Annotated in this window: 16 protein-coding genes, 1 pseudogene and 1 riboswitch; of the genes and pseudogenes, 15 read left to right on the forward strand and 2 right to left on the reverse strand. The window is 34.4% G+C overall.

Annotation, left to right across the window (positions count from 1 at the left end):
• The 3 genes and pseudogenes from RT412_RS00955 to RT412_RS00965 all read left to right on the forward strand — a co-directional run.
• Positions 1-461: pseudogene (locus RT412_RS00955) on the forward strand (hypothetical protein); the annotation flags it as partial.
• Between the two features lie 206 nt (positions 462-667).
• Positions 668-1,366: a response regulator transcription factor gene (locus RT412_RS00960; protein ID WP_313339372.1), complete on the forward strand. Its 699-nt coding sequence runs from the start codon at positions 668-670 to the stop codon at positions 1,364-1,366.
• A 6-nt stretch (positions 1,367-1,372) separates the two neighbouring features.
• Positions 1,373-2,917 (forward strand): HAMP domain-containing sensor histidine kinase, encoded by a 1,545-nt coding sequence (locus tag RT412_RS00965; RefSeq protein WP_313339374.1) that lies wholly within the window; start codon positions 1,373-1,375, stop codon positions 2,915-2,917.
• 79 nt (positions 2,918-2,996) lie between these two features.
• On the opposite strand, the gene RT412_RS00970 is transcribed toward RT412_RS00965, so the two are convergent.
• Positions 2,997-3,947, reverse strand: a complete 951-nt coding sequence (locus RT412_RS00970) for an S-layer homology domain-containing protein (RefSeq protein WP_313339377.1) — start codon at positions 3,945-3,947, stop codon at positions 2,997-2,999.
• A 210-nt stretch (positions 3,948-4,157) separates the two neighbouring features.
• Here RT412_RS00970 and tadA point away from each other — a divergent pair, with 210 nt between their 5' ends.
• The 11 genes from tadA to RT412_RS01025 all read left to right on the forward strand — a co-directional run bounded on the left by tadA (position 4,158) and on the right by RT412_RS01025 (position 15,170).
• Positions 4,158-4,613, forward strand: coding sequence for a tRNA adenosine(34) deaminase TadA (tadA, locus tag RT412_RS00975; protein WP_313413083.1), 456 nt, complete (start codon positions 4,158-4,160; stop codon positions 4,611-4,613).
• 10 nt (positions 4,614-4,623) lie between these two features.
• Positions 4,624-5,712, forward strand: coding sequence for an alanine racemase (locus RT412_RS00980; RefSeq protein ID WP_313339383.1), 1,089 nt, complete (start codon positions 4,624-4,626; stop codon positions 5,710-5,712).
• A 23-nt stretch (positions 5,713-5,735) separates the two neighbouring features.
• The gene (locus tag RT412_RS00985; RefSeq protein WP_313339386.1) at positions 5,736-5,921 is read left to right on the forward strand and encodes a 2-hydroxymuconate tautomerase; all 186 of its coding nucleotides are present in this window, start codon (positions 5,736-5,738) and stop codon (positions 5,919-5,921) included.
• 29 nt (positions 5,922-5,950) lie between these two features.
• The gene (locus RT412_RS00990) at positions 5,951-6,706 is read left to right on the forward strand and encodes an exodeoxyribonuclease III (RefSeq protein WP_313339389.1); all 756 of its coding nucleotides are present in this window, start codon (positions 5,951-5,953) and stop codon (positions 6,704-6,706) included.
• A gap of 119 nt (positions 6,707-6,825) precedes the next feature.
• A riboswitch (purine riboswitch) is annotated at positions 6,826-6,927 on the forward strand.
• Positions 6,928-7,134: 207 nt separating this feature from the next.
• The gene (locus tag RT412_RS00995) at positions 7,135-8,265 is read left to right on the forward strand and encodes a BMP family ABC transporter substrate-binding protein (RefSeq protein ID WP_313339392.1); all 1,131 of its coding nucleotides are present in this window, start codon (positions 7,135-7,137) and stop codon (positions 8,263-8,265) included.
• Positions 8,266-8,441: 176 nt separating this feature from the next.
• Positions 8,442-9,977: an ABC transporter ATP-binding protein gene (locus RT412_RS01000; protein WP_313339394.1), complete on the forward strand. Its 1,536-nt coding sequence runs from the start codon at positions 8,442-8,444 to the stop codon at positions 9,975-9,977.
• On the forward strand, positions 9,970-11,046 hold the full coding sequence (locus tag RT412_RS01005) for an ABC transporter permease (protein WP_313339979.1): 1,077 nt from the start codon (positions 9,970-9,972) through the stop codon (positions 11,044-11,046). The genes RT412_RS01000 and RT412_RS01005 overlap by 8 nt, the downstream gene beginning before the upstream one ends.
• Positions 11,043-11,999, forward strand: coding sequence for an ABC transporter permease (locus tag RT412_RS01010; RefSeq protein ID WP_313339397.1), 957 nt, complete (start codon positions 11,043-11,045; stop codon positions 11,997-11,999). The genes RT412_RS01005 and RT412_RS01010 overlap by 4 nt, the downstream gene beginning before the upstream one ends.
• A gap of 173 nt (positions 12,000-12,172) precedes the next feature.
• Positions 12,173-13,729 carry a M23 family metallopeptidase gene (locus RT412_RS01015; RefSeq protein WP_313339399.1) on the forward strand — a complete coding sequence of 519 codons (1,557 nt, stop codon included), beginning with the start codon at positions 12,173-12,175 and terminating at the stop codon, positions 13,727-13,729.
• Positions 13,730-13,805: 76 nt separating this feature from the next.
• On the forward strand, positions 13,806-14,237 hold the full coding sequence (locus tag RT412_RS01020) for an NfeD family protein (RefSeq protein WP_313339402.1): 432 nt from the start codon (positions 13,806-13,808) through the stop codon (positions 14,235-14,237).
• Between the two features lie 12 nt (positions 14,238-14,249).
• The gene (locus RT412_RS01025; protein ID WP_313339404.1) at positions 14,250-15,170 is read left to right on the forward strand and encodes an SPFH domain-containing protein; all 921 of its coding nucleotides are present in this window, start codon (positions 14,250-14,252) and stop codon (positions 15,168-15,170) included.
• Between the two features lie 45 nt (positions 15,171-15,215).
• Here RT412_RS01025 and RT412_RS01030 read toward each other — a convergent pair whose 3' ends face one another.
• Positions 15,216-15,794 (reverse strand): DUF5317 family protein, encoded by a 579-nt coding sequence (locus tag RT412_RS01030; protein ID WP_313339408.1) that lies wholly within the window; start codon positions 15,792-15,794, stop codon positions 15,216-15,218.
• 173 nt (positions 15,795-15,967) lie between these two features.
• On the opposite strand from RT412_RS01030, the gene RT412_RS01035 reads away from it, so the two are divergent.
• On the forward strand, positions 15,968-17,302 hold the full coding sequence (locus RT412_RS01035; RefSeq protein ID WP_313339411.1) for a hemolysin family protein: 1,335 nt from the start codon (positions 15,968-15,970) through the stop codon (positions 17,300-17,302).
• Positions 17,303-17,306: the final 4 nt, after the last annotated feature.

Genomic DNA, 17,306 nt, shown 5'->3' on the forward strand with positions numbered 1-17,306 from the left:
AAACACCAATTGATGAAGAAACTCCAATTGATGAAGAGACTCCAATTGATGAAGAGACTCCAATTGATGAAGAGACACCAGTAGATGAAGAAACACCAATTGATGAAGAAACACCAGTAGATGAAGAAACACCAATTGATGAAGAGACACCGATAGATGAAGAGACACCGATAGATGAAGAGACACCAATTGATGAAGAAACACCGATAGATGAAGAAACACCAATTGATGAAGAGACTCCGATAGATGAAGAGACACCAGTAGATGAAGAAACACCAGTAGATGAAGAAACTCCTATTGATGAAGAAACACCTATTGACGAAGAGACACCTATTGATGAAGATACTGATACTACTACTCCTTCAGCAATAGAGGCTAATGAAATCTATATGAGAGTTTTAGATTCTTATGAAAAATTACTTAATATTTTTGACAGATTAATAAACTTTTTAAATCTATAAATATGAATGAATAGCTAACTGTTTATACGCCCGGCATAAAGAAATATTCTTTATGCCGGGCATGTTATGTATATATGTCTTAAAAGGTTGACAATGAATTTTTGTACATATATAATTGTTATTGTTTAGATAATTAATTGTCCATTTATGTAGAATAAGGACAAGCATTTAATGAAATTATCGAAGTACCGATAAGGAGGTAAGATATGCCTTATTTAGGTAAAGTTTTAGTTGTTGATGATGATAAAAATGTACTTGAATTAGTCAAGTTATATGGTGAAAGAGAAGGCTATAACGTTATAGGAATTAATGACGGCGATTTAGTGCTTGCAGCCTTTGATAGAGAAAATCCCGATGTTGTAATTCTTGATATTATGCTTCCCGGTACGGACGGTCTTACGTTATGCAGTAAATTAAGGACTATACGCATGGTTCCAATAATTATGCTTACTGCTAAGGGCGAGGAGGCAGATCGTGTATTGGGTCTTGAGATGGGTGCAGATGATTATGTTTCAAAGCCTTTCAGCCCAAGAGAGCTTGTGGCAAGAATCAAGGCGGTACAACGCAGAACACAACCAAATGATGCTTTAATATATAGTAAGTTAAAATATAATAAATTAGAAATAGAAGCTGATATCAGAAGGGTAAATGTAAATGATTCTATAGTAGAATTGACACCAAGAGAATTTGATTTACTATATCATCTGGCTCAGAATCCACGACGTGTATTTAACAGAGATGATTTATTAACAGCGGTATGGGGATATGATTATTACGGAGACCAGCGTACTGTAGATGTTCATATTCGAAGGTTAAGGGAAAAATTAAAACACTTGCCGTATGAATGTATTACAACAGTTTGGGGTGTTGGATATCAGTTTACACCTCCATCAAAGGAGGAATGATATAACTTGAATAAATCTATGCATGACAATAGAAATATTGAAACAGTTATTGATAAGATTAAAACTTTTTTAAAAAATATTAAGCATAAATTGTTAGAGCAATTTAATAAGAACATTTATACCAAAGTGCTTTTTACAAATGTAACAGTATTTAGTATAGCTCTTATTATATTAATAAATTTTTCAAATTTTATGGTAACACAATCAGTATATGATCAAGTTCAACAAGACTTATTGCGTAAATCAAAAAGGGTTAATTATGCATTAACAAAGGAGAATGTTTTAAATAACAAACAATCTATAACCGAACAAGAATTATTAATGTTTCTATCTGACAGTTTTGATGTAATGATTATTTTATTTGATCAAGATGGAACAATTTTAAGTTCATCACAAGAGCAGGAAGTAGTCCCTTTAAGTAAGGTAGATGACAAATTTACAAAGGTACTGGTTGGCGGTGAAACCAGTGTAACGCGCGAAACTGACAAAGAAACAGGTCAACTTACTTTTTCAGCTGTTATTCCGATGGGAAATTCTGATGATACAAAACAAATAGTTGAAAAAGGCATATTATTAAAATCTCAACCTAAGAATCTCGATCTTACTCTTAATAAAATGAAATTGACTATTATTATTGGCGGTATAATAATTTTAATATTTGTTATCGTTGTTTCTGTTTACTTAGCAAATTGTATTTCAAGGCCAATTTCTCGTTTAGCTACCAATATAGCAGAGTTTAACAGCGGTAACTTTATACTGAATGACGACAATGATTCGTTGGATGAAATAAATGATCTAACAGAACAAATTAAAAAGTTAACTGTCTACTTAGAGAATATACAATCAAAAAGCGGAAAGATTGAAGAAGAAAGAACAAGATTATTTACAGAGATATCTCATGAATTAAGAACACCTCTTACTGCCGTTCAAGGATTTACAGAAGCTATTCGTGATGGTATGGTTGAAGATGAAATGTTGCAAAAAAAGTATTTAGATATGATTTACTCTCAAACAATACATATCACCAGACTTGTTGATGATATATTGTCCTTAAGTCGTATAGAAAGCGGTGACATTACGGTAGAAAAATTACCTTTAGATTTAGCTTCACTAGCTCATGGGGTAGTTATGTCTATGGAGAATTTAGCTAAAGGTAACAATAATAAAATATTGTTTAACAAAAAATCAGATGATATCTTTATAATAGGTGATGTTGACCGAATGGAACAAATTATTAGGAATCTGCTTAAAAATGCAATTAATTCAACTGATAATGGAATTATCAAAGTAGAAATAGAGTCGTATAATGATGAGGTACAGCTTAAAATTGAAGATAATGGCATTGGTATTCCCCCCGAAGAATTACCTCATATTTGGGAGAGGTTTTACAGAGGGAAAAATCAACGTAATTCTGATTTAGAAATTAAAGGTACCGGTTTAGGTTTAGTAATCGTTAAAAAGCTTGTTCAAATGCAAGGTGGAAAACTTGATGCTGAAAGTCAAGTAGGAAAAGGAACTATATTTCGTTTAAACTTTCCATTATTAAAGTAGCATTTTTATATTTTAAAATATGTAAGAAAAAACTCCTTGCCAGGAGTTTTTCTTTAGTTGTGTTTCTTATATATTAATATTATTGTCCGTAAACAATCTTTACCGGGTTGTTTTCGTCCGTAACAACTATATTTCTTGCTGTTACATCTGTTAATTGAACGGTATTGACCCTGCTTGCATGAATTACTATATCTCCAAGAACAACAACGTTTTTTAAATAAACATTTCCTGTTCCCACTGATTCTAATATATTAATATCTCCAACCACTACGGCACTGGTATACAATTCATTGTAGTTGGTAATATTGAATCCGTATTCTATATTTTCATTTTCTATTATTTCATAAATAATTTTAACTGCTTCAGCTCGAGTTAAAGCTTTTGACGGGCCGTAGGTTTTATCGGGATAACCGAGTATGTATCCCTTGTTATAAACCGCATTGACGCTTGGCTTGGCCCATTCCTGTACGGCAGTGTAATCTGATAAAAGCGTTGCACCTTCTCCATCTACTCCGCCGGTTGTAATAGCACTGCTTACAACCTTTGCAACCTCTTCTCTTTTTATAGGATTGTTAGGTCTGAATGTATTATCTTCATATCCTGAAAAAAACCCTGAAGCAACAGATTTACGAACTTCATCATAAAACCATTCATTGTTTTTTACATCAGAAAAGCCGATATTTGCTTTTTTTTCAGTTTTTAAAGCACCGTTCAGTAACTTTGAAAATTCTGCTCTTGTTATTGTTCTGTCCGGTTTAAACGTACCATCATCGTAGCCGGAAACAAAACCAAGCTTAACGGCTTCATTTATCCAATTTTTTGCCCAATGTCCGTTTATATCGGAGAATTTAACTGTTACAGCAGCGGGCTCCTCATCTGTATCCTTATCTTCTGCATTTAACTTTTCAGTATTTAAATCTTCCACTACCGAAGATTCGTCTATTATTGAATCTAATACTCCTGCATATGCTACCGAGTTTATGCTTAAGCTTATACACAATCCTAATACAGCAATTTTTTTAATTATCATACGTCCTCCTGTTTTCTTCTGCCAATAGACATACTTCCTTATTTATTAGACCGAAAAATTCCTAAAATTGTTCCCCAATTTCCTTAATTTAATTATACCTTATTGAGCACCAAAGTAAATAGGTAATATATAGGGAATATAAGACATATGTATTGACTTGCAAGTTGATGATAAACTATAATAATATAAATGAAGTTAACGGGTAGAAAAATGGATGAATATTTTATGAAAGAAGCTTTAAAAGAAGCGTATAAGGCCTATGAAATTGATGAGGTGCCGATAGGTGCCGTTATAGTAAGAAACGGGGAAATCATAGGCAGAGGCTATAATCAAAAGGAAACCTTGAAGGATGCTACCTTACATGCAGAAATTTCGGCCATAAGGGATGCCTGTAAAAACTTAGGGGGATGGCGTCTGCCCGGGTGTACTATGTATGTAACCTTAGAGCCCTGCTCTATGTGTGCCGGTGCCTTGGTTAATGCAAGAGTTGAAAAATTAATAATTGGTGCTCCGGATTATAAAACAGGTGCCTGTGGATCGGTTATAAATATTGTTCAGACCGAAGAATTTAATCATCAAATAGATATAAAATTTGGAGTATTGCATGAGGAGTGCTCAAATCTATTAAAGGATTTTTTTATAGAGCTAAGAAATAATAAAAAGTGAGGGGTTTAGTATGGATAAGTATCCTGTTCTTGAAGTTAATCTGAATAAAATGCGCACAAATACTGAAATAGTCACTAATTTATGCAAAGCTGAAGGAATCGAAGTAGCCGGTATAATAAAGGGTTTCGGAGGAATTGTAGAAGCTGCAAAAGCAATGGCGGAAGGCGGCTGTACGCAGTTGGGAAGCTCCAGAATAGAGCAGCTTAAGAATTTAAAGGAAGCAAATACGAATGTACCTCTGCTGCTTGTTAGAATTCCAATGTTTTGTGAATTAGAGGACGTTGTTAAATACAGCGAAATGTGCCTTATATCAGAAAAAGAAACATTGATTAAATTAAATCAAGAAGCAGAAAAACAAAATAAGAAATACGGCGTTATTATAATGTACGACCTTGGAGATTTAAGAGAAGGTGTATTTTACAGGAATGAACTGATTGAATTATCTAAGCTTGTTGAATACGAGCTTAAGAATCTTATTCTTGAAGGCATCGGAGCTAACTTAAACTGTTACGGGTCTGTAGCGCCTACATTAAAGAATTTAACGGAATTATCCGACGCAGCGGAACAAATAGAAAAAATTCTGCAAAGAAAATTACATATAATATCAGGTGGCGGAACTACTACGTTACCACTGTTAATTAAGGGCGGCGTCCCGAAAAAAATAAATCATCTTCGTATAGGAGAGGGAATAAATAATACGCAGGATTTACCCTTGTATTGGGACACGGATATAAATGGGCTTGATAAGGATACATTCGTTTTAAAAGCGCAAATAATAGAGATTAACGAAAAACCCACTTATCCGATTGGTGAGCTTATGGTTAATGCGTTCGGAGAATATGGTCATTATGAAGACAGGGGCATAAGAAAAAGAGCATTAATCGGTTTAGGAAATCAGGATGTAGGTGATTCATCCAAGTTAGTGCCGAAAGATAAAAATATTATTGTATTAGGTGCAAGCAGTGACCATACAATATTGGATATTCATGACAGTGAAAGAGAATACAAGCTTGGAGACATCATTGAATTTAATGTTTTGTACCAATCGATGCTTTTTACTACACTGTCTCAATATATAAACAAAAAAATAATTGAATAGCTAAAATTATAGGAGGATTTAATATGCCGATAGTACAAGTAGAAATGTTAAAAGGAAGAACATTGGAACAAAAGAGGGCTTTAGCCCAAAAGGTTACCGAAGCTATTTGTGAAACAGCTAATTGCCCTAAGGAAGCAGTAAAAATAATAATAAGAGAAATGGATTTTGAAAATTTTTCACAGGCAGGCGTGCTTAAGTGTGACGAATAACCGTCACCGATTATCAATAGGAGATTTTTATGAAATTAATATCTTGGAATGTAAATGGCTTAAGAGCATGTGTAAATAAGGGCTTTGTTGATATATTTAAAGATTTGGATGCAGATATATTTTGTGTACAGGAAACAAAACTTCAGGAAGGTCAAATTGATTTAAACTTAGAAGGGTATTATGATTTCTGGAATTATGCGGAGAAGAAAGGTTATTCGGGAACTGCCGTATTTACGAAGCACAAACCGTTGTCATATTCTTACGGCATGGGAATAGAAGAGCATGATAAGGAAGGAAGAATAATAACATTAGAATTTGATAATTTTTATTTAGTGAATGTATATACTCCCAATTCAAAAAGGGAGCTTGAACGATTAAGCTACAGAATGATTTGGGAGAATGATTTCAGAAAATATCTGAAAAGCTTAGAAGAGAATAAGCCGGCTATCATATGTGGAGATTTAAACGTTGCACATAAAGAAATAGATTTGAAAAATCCTAAAACCAACAGAAAAAGTGCCGGTTTTACGGATGAAGAACGAGACAAGATGACGGAACTTATTTCAGCAGGTTTTATTGATACATTCAGATATTTTTATCCTGATAAAGAAGATGCATATTCTTGGTGGTCAAATTTCGGAAAGGCAAGAGAAAGAAATGTAGGCTGGAGAATCGACTATTTTGTAACATCACAATCATTAAAAGACGAATTGGAGGATGCATTTATTTGTCCTGAAATTTATGGAAGTGACCACTGTCCTGTAGGATTGATACTGAAAGCGTGATTATCATATAAACAAACAATAACATCGAATTAACTTGTAATCATTTGACTATTTACGAAAGTTACTTTAAAAAAGTGCTTGCTTACTCTTGTTTATATGGTATAATATCCATACAAAAGAAAATTTAATATGAACGCATCAATATAATGTGGATAATATGGTTCCAAAGTTTCTACCAAACGACCGTAAATTGTTTGACTATTGATAGTTTTAATTTTTTATAATGGTGCGTGTAGTTTATCTATACGCATTTTTTATGCCCTAACCCTATTTTTTCAGAGTCTTTTTTCTGAAAAATAGTGGTAGGTCAAATGCAACAAGCACCAAATTTGTGCGACGTAAGGAGCAAACAAATTTGTGTTGCTTGACTGATTATTGGGGTGTTCGTATTGATTTATCCACTAATATAAAAAAATAAGGAGAAAAAAATGAAAAAACTATTTATTATTATTTTGTCACTTATATTAATTTTTTCGCTGTCAGCTTGTTCACAGCAAACAGCAGAAACACCTCAAGAACCGGGAAGTACAAATGTTGACAAGGATTTTAAAGTTGGAGTTATTCATATAGGAAATCCGGCAGATGGTTCAGGTTATACTTACGCACATGATCAGGGAATAGTAGAAATGCAAAAGGCACTTGGTTTATCTGACAGCCAAATAATCAGAAAAAACAACGTTAATGATACAGACCCGACAGCAACAGAAACTGCAATTCTGGAATGTATAGAAGAAGGTGCAGACATAATATTCGGTACAAGCTGGGGTTACATGGATACAATGGAGGCACTTGCAGACGAATATCCTGAAGTTATTTTCTCACATGGTTCAGGATACAAAAGCAATGATTCAAACTTCAATAATTATTTCGGAAGAATTTATCAAGCGAGATATTTAACAGGTATTGCTGCAGGTTTAAAGACAGAAACAAACCTTATCGGTTATGTAGCGGCAATGGGACAGGACAATTCAGAAGTTACAGGCGGTATCAATGCATTCGCATTAGGTGTTTATTCAGTTAATCCTGATGCAAAAATTTATGTGAAAGTTACAAACAGCTGGTATTCACCGGAAGAAGAAACAAATGCAGCTAAGGCATTATTAGCTGAAGGTGTTGATGTAATAGCTCAGCATTGTGATACGCCAAATCCTCAGCTGGAAGCAGAAAAGGCAGGAAAATTCGGTATTGGTTATAATTCGAACATGTCTAAGGATGCACCAAAAGCAACTTTAACCTCAGCAGTATGGAATTGGGGTGCTTATTACACATATGCCGCAGAACAAGCTCTAAACGGAAACTGGACAAATGAAAATTATTTCGGTGGTATGAAGGAAGGCTTAATAGCAATTTCTCCTTTAAATGAAAATATCGTAGCAGATGGTACTGCTGAGGCAATTAAAGAAGCTGAACAAAAAATACTTGACGGAAGCTTCAATGTTTTTGATGGTGTTATCGAAACAAATGACGGCAGCACAGTCGGAGAAGAAGGAAAAACACTTGATGATGCAACAATCACCGGAGGAATTAACTGGTACTTTAAAACAGTTAGCGTGAAATAATATATCTATAATAAGCCGGCTATGCAAAAATGTCATATGAGCAGCCGGCTCTTTTTTGCACATAACAGCATAAGCGACTGACGCCAAATTAAAATTTGGGTCATCTGCTTTCACATACAGTATAAGCGACTGACACCAAATCAAGATTTGGGTCATCTGCTTACAGAGGAGTTAGTATGATAGAGACAAATAAAGAAAATTATGCTATAGAGCTTAAAGGTATATCTAAAAAATTCGGAGGTGTTGTTGCCAACAACAGTATAGACCTTGATATAAAATATGGAGAAATTCTTGCATTGCTTGGAGAAAACGGCTCAGGTAAAACAACGTTAATGAACATGCTTTCCGGAATTTACTATCCGGATGGAGGTACAATAACTATAGCAGGGAAGGATGCAACTATTTCTTCGCCTAACGATGCAATTAAATTGGGTATAGGTATGATACACCAGCATTTCAAATTGGTTGAGGCATTCAATGCTGCTGATAATATAGTGCTGGGCACGAAGGGAAAATATCAAAAACCCAAAATTCTTAAGGAAAAAATATCAGAGATAAGCAATAAATTCGGTCTCGAAATAGATCCGGATAAAGAAATATACAACATGTCCGTAAGTGAGAAGCAGACGGTAGAAATTATGAAGGTTCTGTATCGTGGTGCTAAAATACTTATATTAGATGAGCCCACAGCCGTGTTAACCCCTCAGGAAACAGAAAAGCTGTTTAGAATTCTCAGGAAAATGAAGGAACAGGGCAGTGCCATAATCATTATAACGCACAAGCTTAATGAAGTTATGGAAATAAGCGATCGGGTTGCAATTCTGAGAAAAGGAAATTTAGTCGGCACCGTTGAAACCTGCTGTACCGATGAAAATAAGCTTACGGAATTAATGGTGGGAAGACCTGTAAGCTTGAAAATTAAGCGTCCGGAAACAGAGAATAAAAAAACCATACTGAAGGTGGTTGACCTTTCCGTATTTGGCGAAGACGGAAGAGAAGCGCTTAAAAATATTAATTTCAAGCTTAAAAGAGGAGAAATATTAGGTGTTGCCGGTATTGCCGGAAGTGGTCAAAAAGAATTGTGTGAATCAATAGCCGGATTGATGAAAATTAAGCACGGTGCAGTTTTATGTAATAAAGAAAATATAATAGGGAAAACGCCGGATGAAATAATCGATTTAGGCATAAGCATGAGCTTCGTTCCTGAGGACCGCCTCGGAATGGGTCTTGTCAGCTCTATGGGAATGGTTGAAAATGTTATGCTTAAATCATATAAAAAAAACAAAGGGTTTTTAGTAGATAAAAAACCTGCAAGAAAATTATCGGAGCAATTGGTTAAGAAGCTTGAAATAGTAACAAGAAATGTTGATATGCCCGTAAGAATGATGTCGGGCGGAAATGTGCAGAAGGTATTGTTAGGAAGAGAAATTGAATCAAATCCCAACGTTCTTATTACGGCATATCCGGTAAGAGGACTCGATATAAATTCATCATATTTAATATATGATTTATTGAATGAGCAGAAGCAAAAGGGTGTGGCAGTGTTATTTATAGGTGAAGATTTAGATGTGTTATTAGAGCTGTCTGACAGAATTATGGTTTTGTGTCACGGTGAGGTTAAGGGCATAGTAGATGCAAAGAACACTACAAAGGAAGAGATAGGATTAATGATGGCAGGTCGCAACATGGAAGGAGCTGAAGATGATGAGTAAGACATTTATAAGAACTGTTAAAAACTTAGAGAGATCTCAATTTGAAATATTAAGATTGAGAATACTGGCATTTATTTTTGCCTTGGTTGCAGGTGGCTTATTTATCATAATACTCGGTTATAATCCCGTGGCATTGTACGGAACAATTATATCAGGTGCATTCAGAAGCAAAATGGCAATACAGGCAACAATAAAAATTATGATTCCGCTTTTAATGTCCTCCTTGGGAGTTATTCTTGCCTTTAAAATGAAATTCTGGAATATAGGGGCAGAAGGTCAAATAATAATGGGTGCGGTGTTTTCCTCATATTTTGCACTGTTTTACAGCGATTTACCACATGCTCTATTACTTGTAATAATGTTTGCTGCAGGCTTTATCGGTGGTGGACTATGGGGATTAATTCCCGCGATATTTAAAACGAAATTTAATACCAACGAAACTCTTTTTACATTGATGCTTAATTATATAGCACTTCACGTAATATCATTTTTGAGAGATGGTCCTTGGAAAGACCCGGGCTCTTCAGGATTTCCGAAAATAGCAAGGTTTGTTACGAATGCTCAGTTAGATAAGGTTTTTGGTATACAATTCGGATGGATTATAGGAATAATATTAGTTGTAATTATGTTTATTTATTTAAAATATACAAAGCAGGGTTATGAAATAAACGTAGTAGGGGAAAGTCAATCTACGGCACGATATGCAGGAATGAACGTTAAGAAAATTATTTTAAGAACAATGATTTTAAGCGGTGGTATTTGCGGCTTAACAGGCGTTATACAGTCTGCCGGCTCCGACATGACTCTGGCTTCATCTGTAGCAGGCGGTGTTGGATTTACTGCCATAATAATAGCGTGGCTTGCCAATTTGAATCCCGCAGGGATATTATTAGTATCATTTTTATTCAGCGTCTTGGAAAAGGGAAGCAGTGTAATGCAGTCAACATACGGATTATCCACATATTCGGCTGCAGTCTTGCAGGGAATAATTTTATTTTTCATATTAGGTTGTGAGTTTTTCGTAAGATATAAATTTGTTTTTGGCAATAAAGGAGGAGCAAGGTCATGATTAAATTTATTAATTTTTTAGTAGCGGCTGTTTTTGCCGGAACCCCCCTTTTATTCGGTACATTGGGTGAAATTATGAATGAAAAATCAGGACACCTGAATCTTGGTGTTGAAGGCATGATGTCAATGGGTGCTTGTGCCGGATTTATGGTGGGTTATCTGACCGATAACTTTTTAATTGCCTTAGCAGCCGCATTTATCGCCGGTTTATTGGGTGCTTTAATTTATGCTGTACTTACCGTAACATTTATGGCAGACCAAAATGTGACAGGTCTTACGCTAACAATTTTCGGCATAGGAATTTCTAATTTCATAGGTGAATACATGATTGTAAACTCACACACCAATTCTTTAAAGCTTCCGGAAATGATATCGCAGCAAATAAAGAATATATATATATCGGGATTAAGTGATATACCTGTCTTAGGTCAGTTATTTTTTCAGTACAATCCCTTTGTGTATATTGGTATAATCACAGCAATAATACTTAGTATCTATTTAAATAAGACAAAGACAGGACTTAATTTAAGAGCCATAGGAGAAAATCCTGCATCAGCTGATGCGGCAGGTATAAAGGTAACAAAATATAAATATTTTAATATTTTGTTAGGAGGAGGCATCTGTGGTATAGGAGGAGCTTACTGTTCATTGATTATAAACGGCGGAGTATGGATGAGCAACAGCGTAAACGGTCTTGGATGGATTGCGGTAGCACTTGTAATTTTTGCTTCATGGAGTCCGTTAAGGGCAATTTTCGGTTCATTTATATTCGGGGGCTTCAATGTATTAAAATATTACTTCCCGAAAGATATATTTACATTTCCAAATGCATTTTACGATATGCTTCCGTTTGTTATAACGGCACTGATACTGGTTATTACCTCCATACGCAAATCAAAGAAAAATACGCGACCTGCAAGCTGTGGTATAAACTATTACCGAGAAGAAAGATAGAATATGGTGCCTTGCAGGACGAACGTTTTCAACAACCTATATATTGATGACTTTATTAGAATCTTGCATATATTGCCGGGTTCTTTTTATTATGGTAGAATAATTAAAAGTACTTAAAATATATATGTATAAAACATGTATTTATACCAAGACTAAGCTGAAGAGGAGGCGCTATGAATAAAAAAGTAATTATTTTATTATTATCATTACTGCTCATAACAGGCTGCAGCATTAACGAGAAGGTGACTGAAATAGAAGCTATAAATTTATCAAACGGAGAAAAAATAGTTTTACCGGGAGATAGTGAGCATGCAGCTGTTATTTTAAAGGCACTGAATAACAATGATAAAACAGATATTAGTGTTGCTAAGCTTACAGCTTTCGAAATAAATGTAAAAAAAGATTCCAAGACAAATTATTATAAATTAAACTTTGATGTTCCGAATAAATCAATATATGTAACTGAAAACGGCAAGAATTTCAAAGTGAATGATGGTGCTGCAAAGCAGCTGTTTTTAAATGAAAACTTTTCTTATGTATATATTGATAATACTCTTTACGATTCTTACATAGATTATAATGGAGAAAACTATTTTCCTGAAATAGGATATGACTGGACATATAAGAATATAGACGGTCATTATACGAAAAAGGAAGGAATAATAAAATCAAAATCAAATGAGGAAATAGTATATACCGGAAATGAATCATTAGATATAAAGTATGAAAAACAGCCGGACAGTCAGGTGATAAGAGTATTTTCCCAAGGTAATCCAATCAGTACAGGTAAAAATCTTCAGGAGGTTTTAAATAACCTGACTGTTGACGGAGAATACGATGTTGAATGTCAGACACAATGGCTTTTAAAGGACAACTCAAACAGTTACGGCAATCAAACTGTCAGATTTACGGTAAGTATTGATAAACCTGCAGATGTTACGGTTATAACAAAGGATAATTACCCGGGTAATATATTGTTAGTTTCTGTCGATAATTTAAATTTAGATGAAACTGTAAGTATAAAAACCGAACCTGTTAAGGTTCCTATTGATATGTACACATACAAGGGTAGAGGTATGTTTGTTTGTCCTGTTGATTTATATGCAGCATCAGGAACTTATGATTTAAATGCTATCATAAACGAAGGAAAAGTAGGAGAATATACTGTTGCTAAGTCTTTTGAGGTAAAGGAAAAATCCTTTAAAACACAATATCTGACCGTTTCTGAAGAAATGAACGAAACTAATAATGATAATACGGCCATTTACGAGTTTGCACAGCTTGTAAAGCCGGCAAGAACAAATTCTGCGCCTGAAAAGCTGTGGGAGGGTACCTTTATTATGCCGGTTGAAGGAAGGTTGACTACTGATTTTGCAGAAATCAGATTTGTAAATAATGAACAATCCTCATCCAGACATTCGGGGCTTGACCTTGCTGCTCCCATAGGTACGGAGATTAAAGCACCAAACAACGGCATAGTTACATTTGCAATGGAAGGACTTTTATCTCCGGGCAATACAGTTGTAATAGACCACGGGATGGGACTTTTTACATCATATTACCATTTAGATTCAATATCGGTTAATAAAGGAGATAAAGTTAAAAAAGGAGATATAATAGGAACAGTAGGAACGACCGGTTTTTCAACGGGTCCTCATCTTCATTATGCCGTTAGTATTTACAATACTTATGTTAATCCTTACCAAACGCTAAGCGGTATAATTGATTAATTGTTATTTTTTTGTTTACCTTGGCTGAAATATGGTATATAATTAATTAAGAATATTTTTATTAAAGGAGCTTATTATGGATTTTATTGGATGGTCATGGCTTATTATAATTGCAGCATGTGTTATAATTGAGGCAGCCACAATGGGACTTACAACAATTTGGTTTGCCATAGGGGCTTTAGTTGCATGGTTAGTTTATTTAATAGGATTGGACCTTTATGTGCAAATCATGGTTTTCCTGTTTGTATCAATTATTTGTTTAGTATTGACAAGACCTATTGCTGTTGAAAAACTTAAAATAGGAAAGTCAAGAACAAATGCTGATTCCTTAATAGGTGAACAGATTAAGGTTATTGAAACAATCAATAACATAAATAACGAAGGAACCGTAAATGCAAGAGGACAAATATGGTCGGCAAAATCCGCAAATGATGAAATAATCGAAAAAGACGAATTGGTTGTTGTAGTTGAAATAAAAGGTGTAAAGCTCATAGTAAAAAGAAAATAATGGAGGTTAGAAATGGAATATATAGGTTTAGCTTTTCTTTTAATCATCGTCATTGCGTTAATAGCAACAAATATAAGGATAGTACCTCAGGCACATGCTTATGTTGTAGAGCGTCTTGGCGCATATCAATCTACTTGGAGTGTTGGTCTTCATATAAAAGTGCCTCTAATAGATAAAATAGCAAAAAAAGTAAGCTTGAAAGAACAAGTTGTGGATTTTCCGCCACAGCCGGTTATAACAAAAGATAATGTTACAATGCAAATTGATACAGTTATATTTTTTCAAATAACAGATCCGAAATTTTTTACATATGGGGTTGATAGACCAATGTCTGCAATAGAAAATCTGTCTTCAACAACGTTGAGAAATATAATTGGAGAACTTGAGTTAGATCAAACATTAACATCCAGGGAAATAATTAATACTAAGATGCGTGTTGTATTAGACGAAGCAACTGATCCTTGGGGAATAAAAATTAATCGTGTGGAAGTTAAAAATATAATGCCTCCTAAAGAAATTCAAAATGCTATGGAAAAGCAAATGAAGGCAGAGAGAGAAAAGAGAGAATCAATACTTATTGCTGAAGGTCAAAAGAATGCTGCAATTTTGGTTTCACAAGGTAAAAAAGAATCTGCCATTCTTGAAGCTGAAGCTGAAAAACAAGCTGCAATATTAAGAGCTGAAGCTAAGAAAGAAGCATCCATAAGAGAAGCAGAGGGTGAAGCAGAAGCAATCTTAAATATTCAAAAAGCTACGGCAGAAGGTTTAAAAATGATTAAAGAGGTTGGATTGGATAAAGAAGTATTGACTTTCAAAAGCTTTGAATCCTTTGAAAAAGCTGCTAATGGTCAGGCTACAAAAATTATAGTTCCGTCTGAAATACAAGGTCTTGCAGGACTTGCAACTGCCTTAACGGAGATTGGCAAACAATAAGCAGAATAATAAAATAAATGCGCCGTATTTGGCGCATTTTATATGTCATCTTAAAATATTTTTTGAAAAAGTTATTCTATTTCTGTTCTGAATAAATTTATCTGATATAATTGCTTGGACTACCATTGCAACTCCTATTGCGGCTACTAAGTCTCCGATACTTACTATTATCCAGTTTCCAATTGTAATAATATTTCCTAAGAAGCTTAATGAAGATGTTTCTGCCGGAGTGAAAAATAGCATTTTACCGCTATTCAGCAACTCGTATATTTCTGTACCATATAGTTTCGCAGCTGCTTCTGATGATAAGGGGAATTTAAAACCGTTTGCCAGAAATGCTAATAAATTTGCCCCTAAACCTATCAGAGGTATCGCCATAAACTTCATACTTAGGTTAGCTATTAAAAATAAACCTGTAAAAATATATGTCATTAAAAGAAATATTGAATATAAATTTGAACTGTAATCAAAGAGACCTAAATTCATCACAATTATAGCAAGATAAAGTAATGCTGATATAAAAATTAAAAATTTGAAATTAAAACGAACATAAGCAAGACGAGAAATTTTACCTCTTCTTAAAAAACCGATAATTATTCCTAATACTAATGCTTCAAGAAACATGTTTTCCTCCATGTATTTACAGTTACTATAATTTTACAATATATCTTATAATATATCAATACCATATTGAATTATTCACTAAAAAATGTGCTATCATAAATGAATATTGACTGGGTATAATATATATGGTATCATTTTTGTAATAATTTTCAATTTTTTTCAGGAGGTATATTTTGGTAGAAGATGGCTCGATATGGGGTCCTATTATATTACAATTAGTTTTAATTTCAATCAATGCTGTTTTTGCTTCAGCAGAAATAGCAGTCATATCAATGAATGATAACAGAATGGCTAAAATGGCAGCAGAAGGAGATAAGCGTGCCGTTAAGTTAAGTAAGCTTACATTACAGCCATCATATTTCCTCTCAATAATTCAGGTAGGAATAACCTTGGCAGGTTTTTTTGGAAGTGCTTTTGCTGCTGATAACTTTGCAAGCAAGCTTACAAATATACTGATAAGGACCGGTTTTGATTTTCCTATAGCTACATTCAATACAATTTCGGTTATTATAATAACCTTGATACTTTCTTATTTTACCCTTGTGTTCGGAGAGCTTGTTCCAAAAAGAGTAGGTATGAAAAATGCTGAGAAATTGGCTTTATTCATGTCCGGATTTTTAGATTTCATTTCTAAATTGTTCTCGCCGTTAGTATGGCTTTTAACAGCTTCCACTAACGGAATTTTAAGGTTGCTTGGAATAGACCCTGATTCTGAAGATGAAGAAGTTACTGAAGAAGACATAAGAATGATGGTGGATGTGGGACGTGAAAAGGGTTCTATAAATGAAAGTGAAAAACAAATGATTCAAAATGTTTTTGAATTTGATAATAAAACCGCAGAAGAAGTAATGACCCACAGAACTGAGGTAACTATTTTGTGGGTAGAAGAAACTGATGAAGAATGGGCGCAGAAAATAACTAAAAGCAAGCATTCAAGATACCCGGTATGCGATGGCAGCGCAGATAATATAATCGGCGTTTTGAATGTTAAGGATTATTTCAGATTGAAGGATAAATCAAGAGAGAACATAATGAATAAAGCAATAAAATCTGCTTATTATGTACCCGAAACAGTAAGGACGGACGTTCTTTTCCAAAACATGAAAAAAACAAGGAATCATTTTGCGGTGGTATTTGACGAATACGGCGGTATGAGTGGTGTTATAACAATGAACGACCTTCTTGAACAAATAGTTGGTAATTTTGACGATGACTATTTAACTCCTGAGCCTCCTACGATTGAAAAAATAGATGAAGATACATGGAAAATAAAGGGTTCGGCCTATTTAGAGGATGTTTCAACAGAACTCAATATCAGCCTGCCTGATGAGGATTTTGATACATTCGGAGGTCTTGTGTTCGGAGTGCTTGGTATAATACCGGAAGACGGCAGTACTATGGAGCTTGAAGAATACGGCTTAAAAATAATGGTTACAGAAATTAAGGGTCGAAGGTTGGAGACGGCAATTGTATATAAAGTAAAGGATACTGCCGATTATGCGGATTAATTCA

The sequence above is a fragment of the Sedimentibacter sp. genome (genome assembly GCF_032080165.1).
Taxonomy (GTDB): domain Bacteria; phylum Bacillota; class Clostridia; order Tissierellales; family Sedimentibacteraceae; genus Sedimentibacter.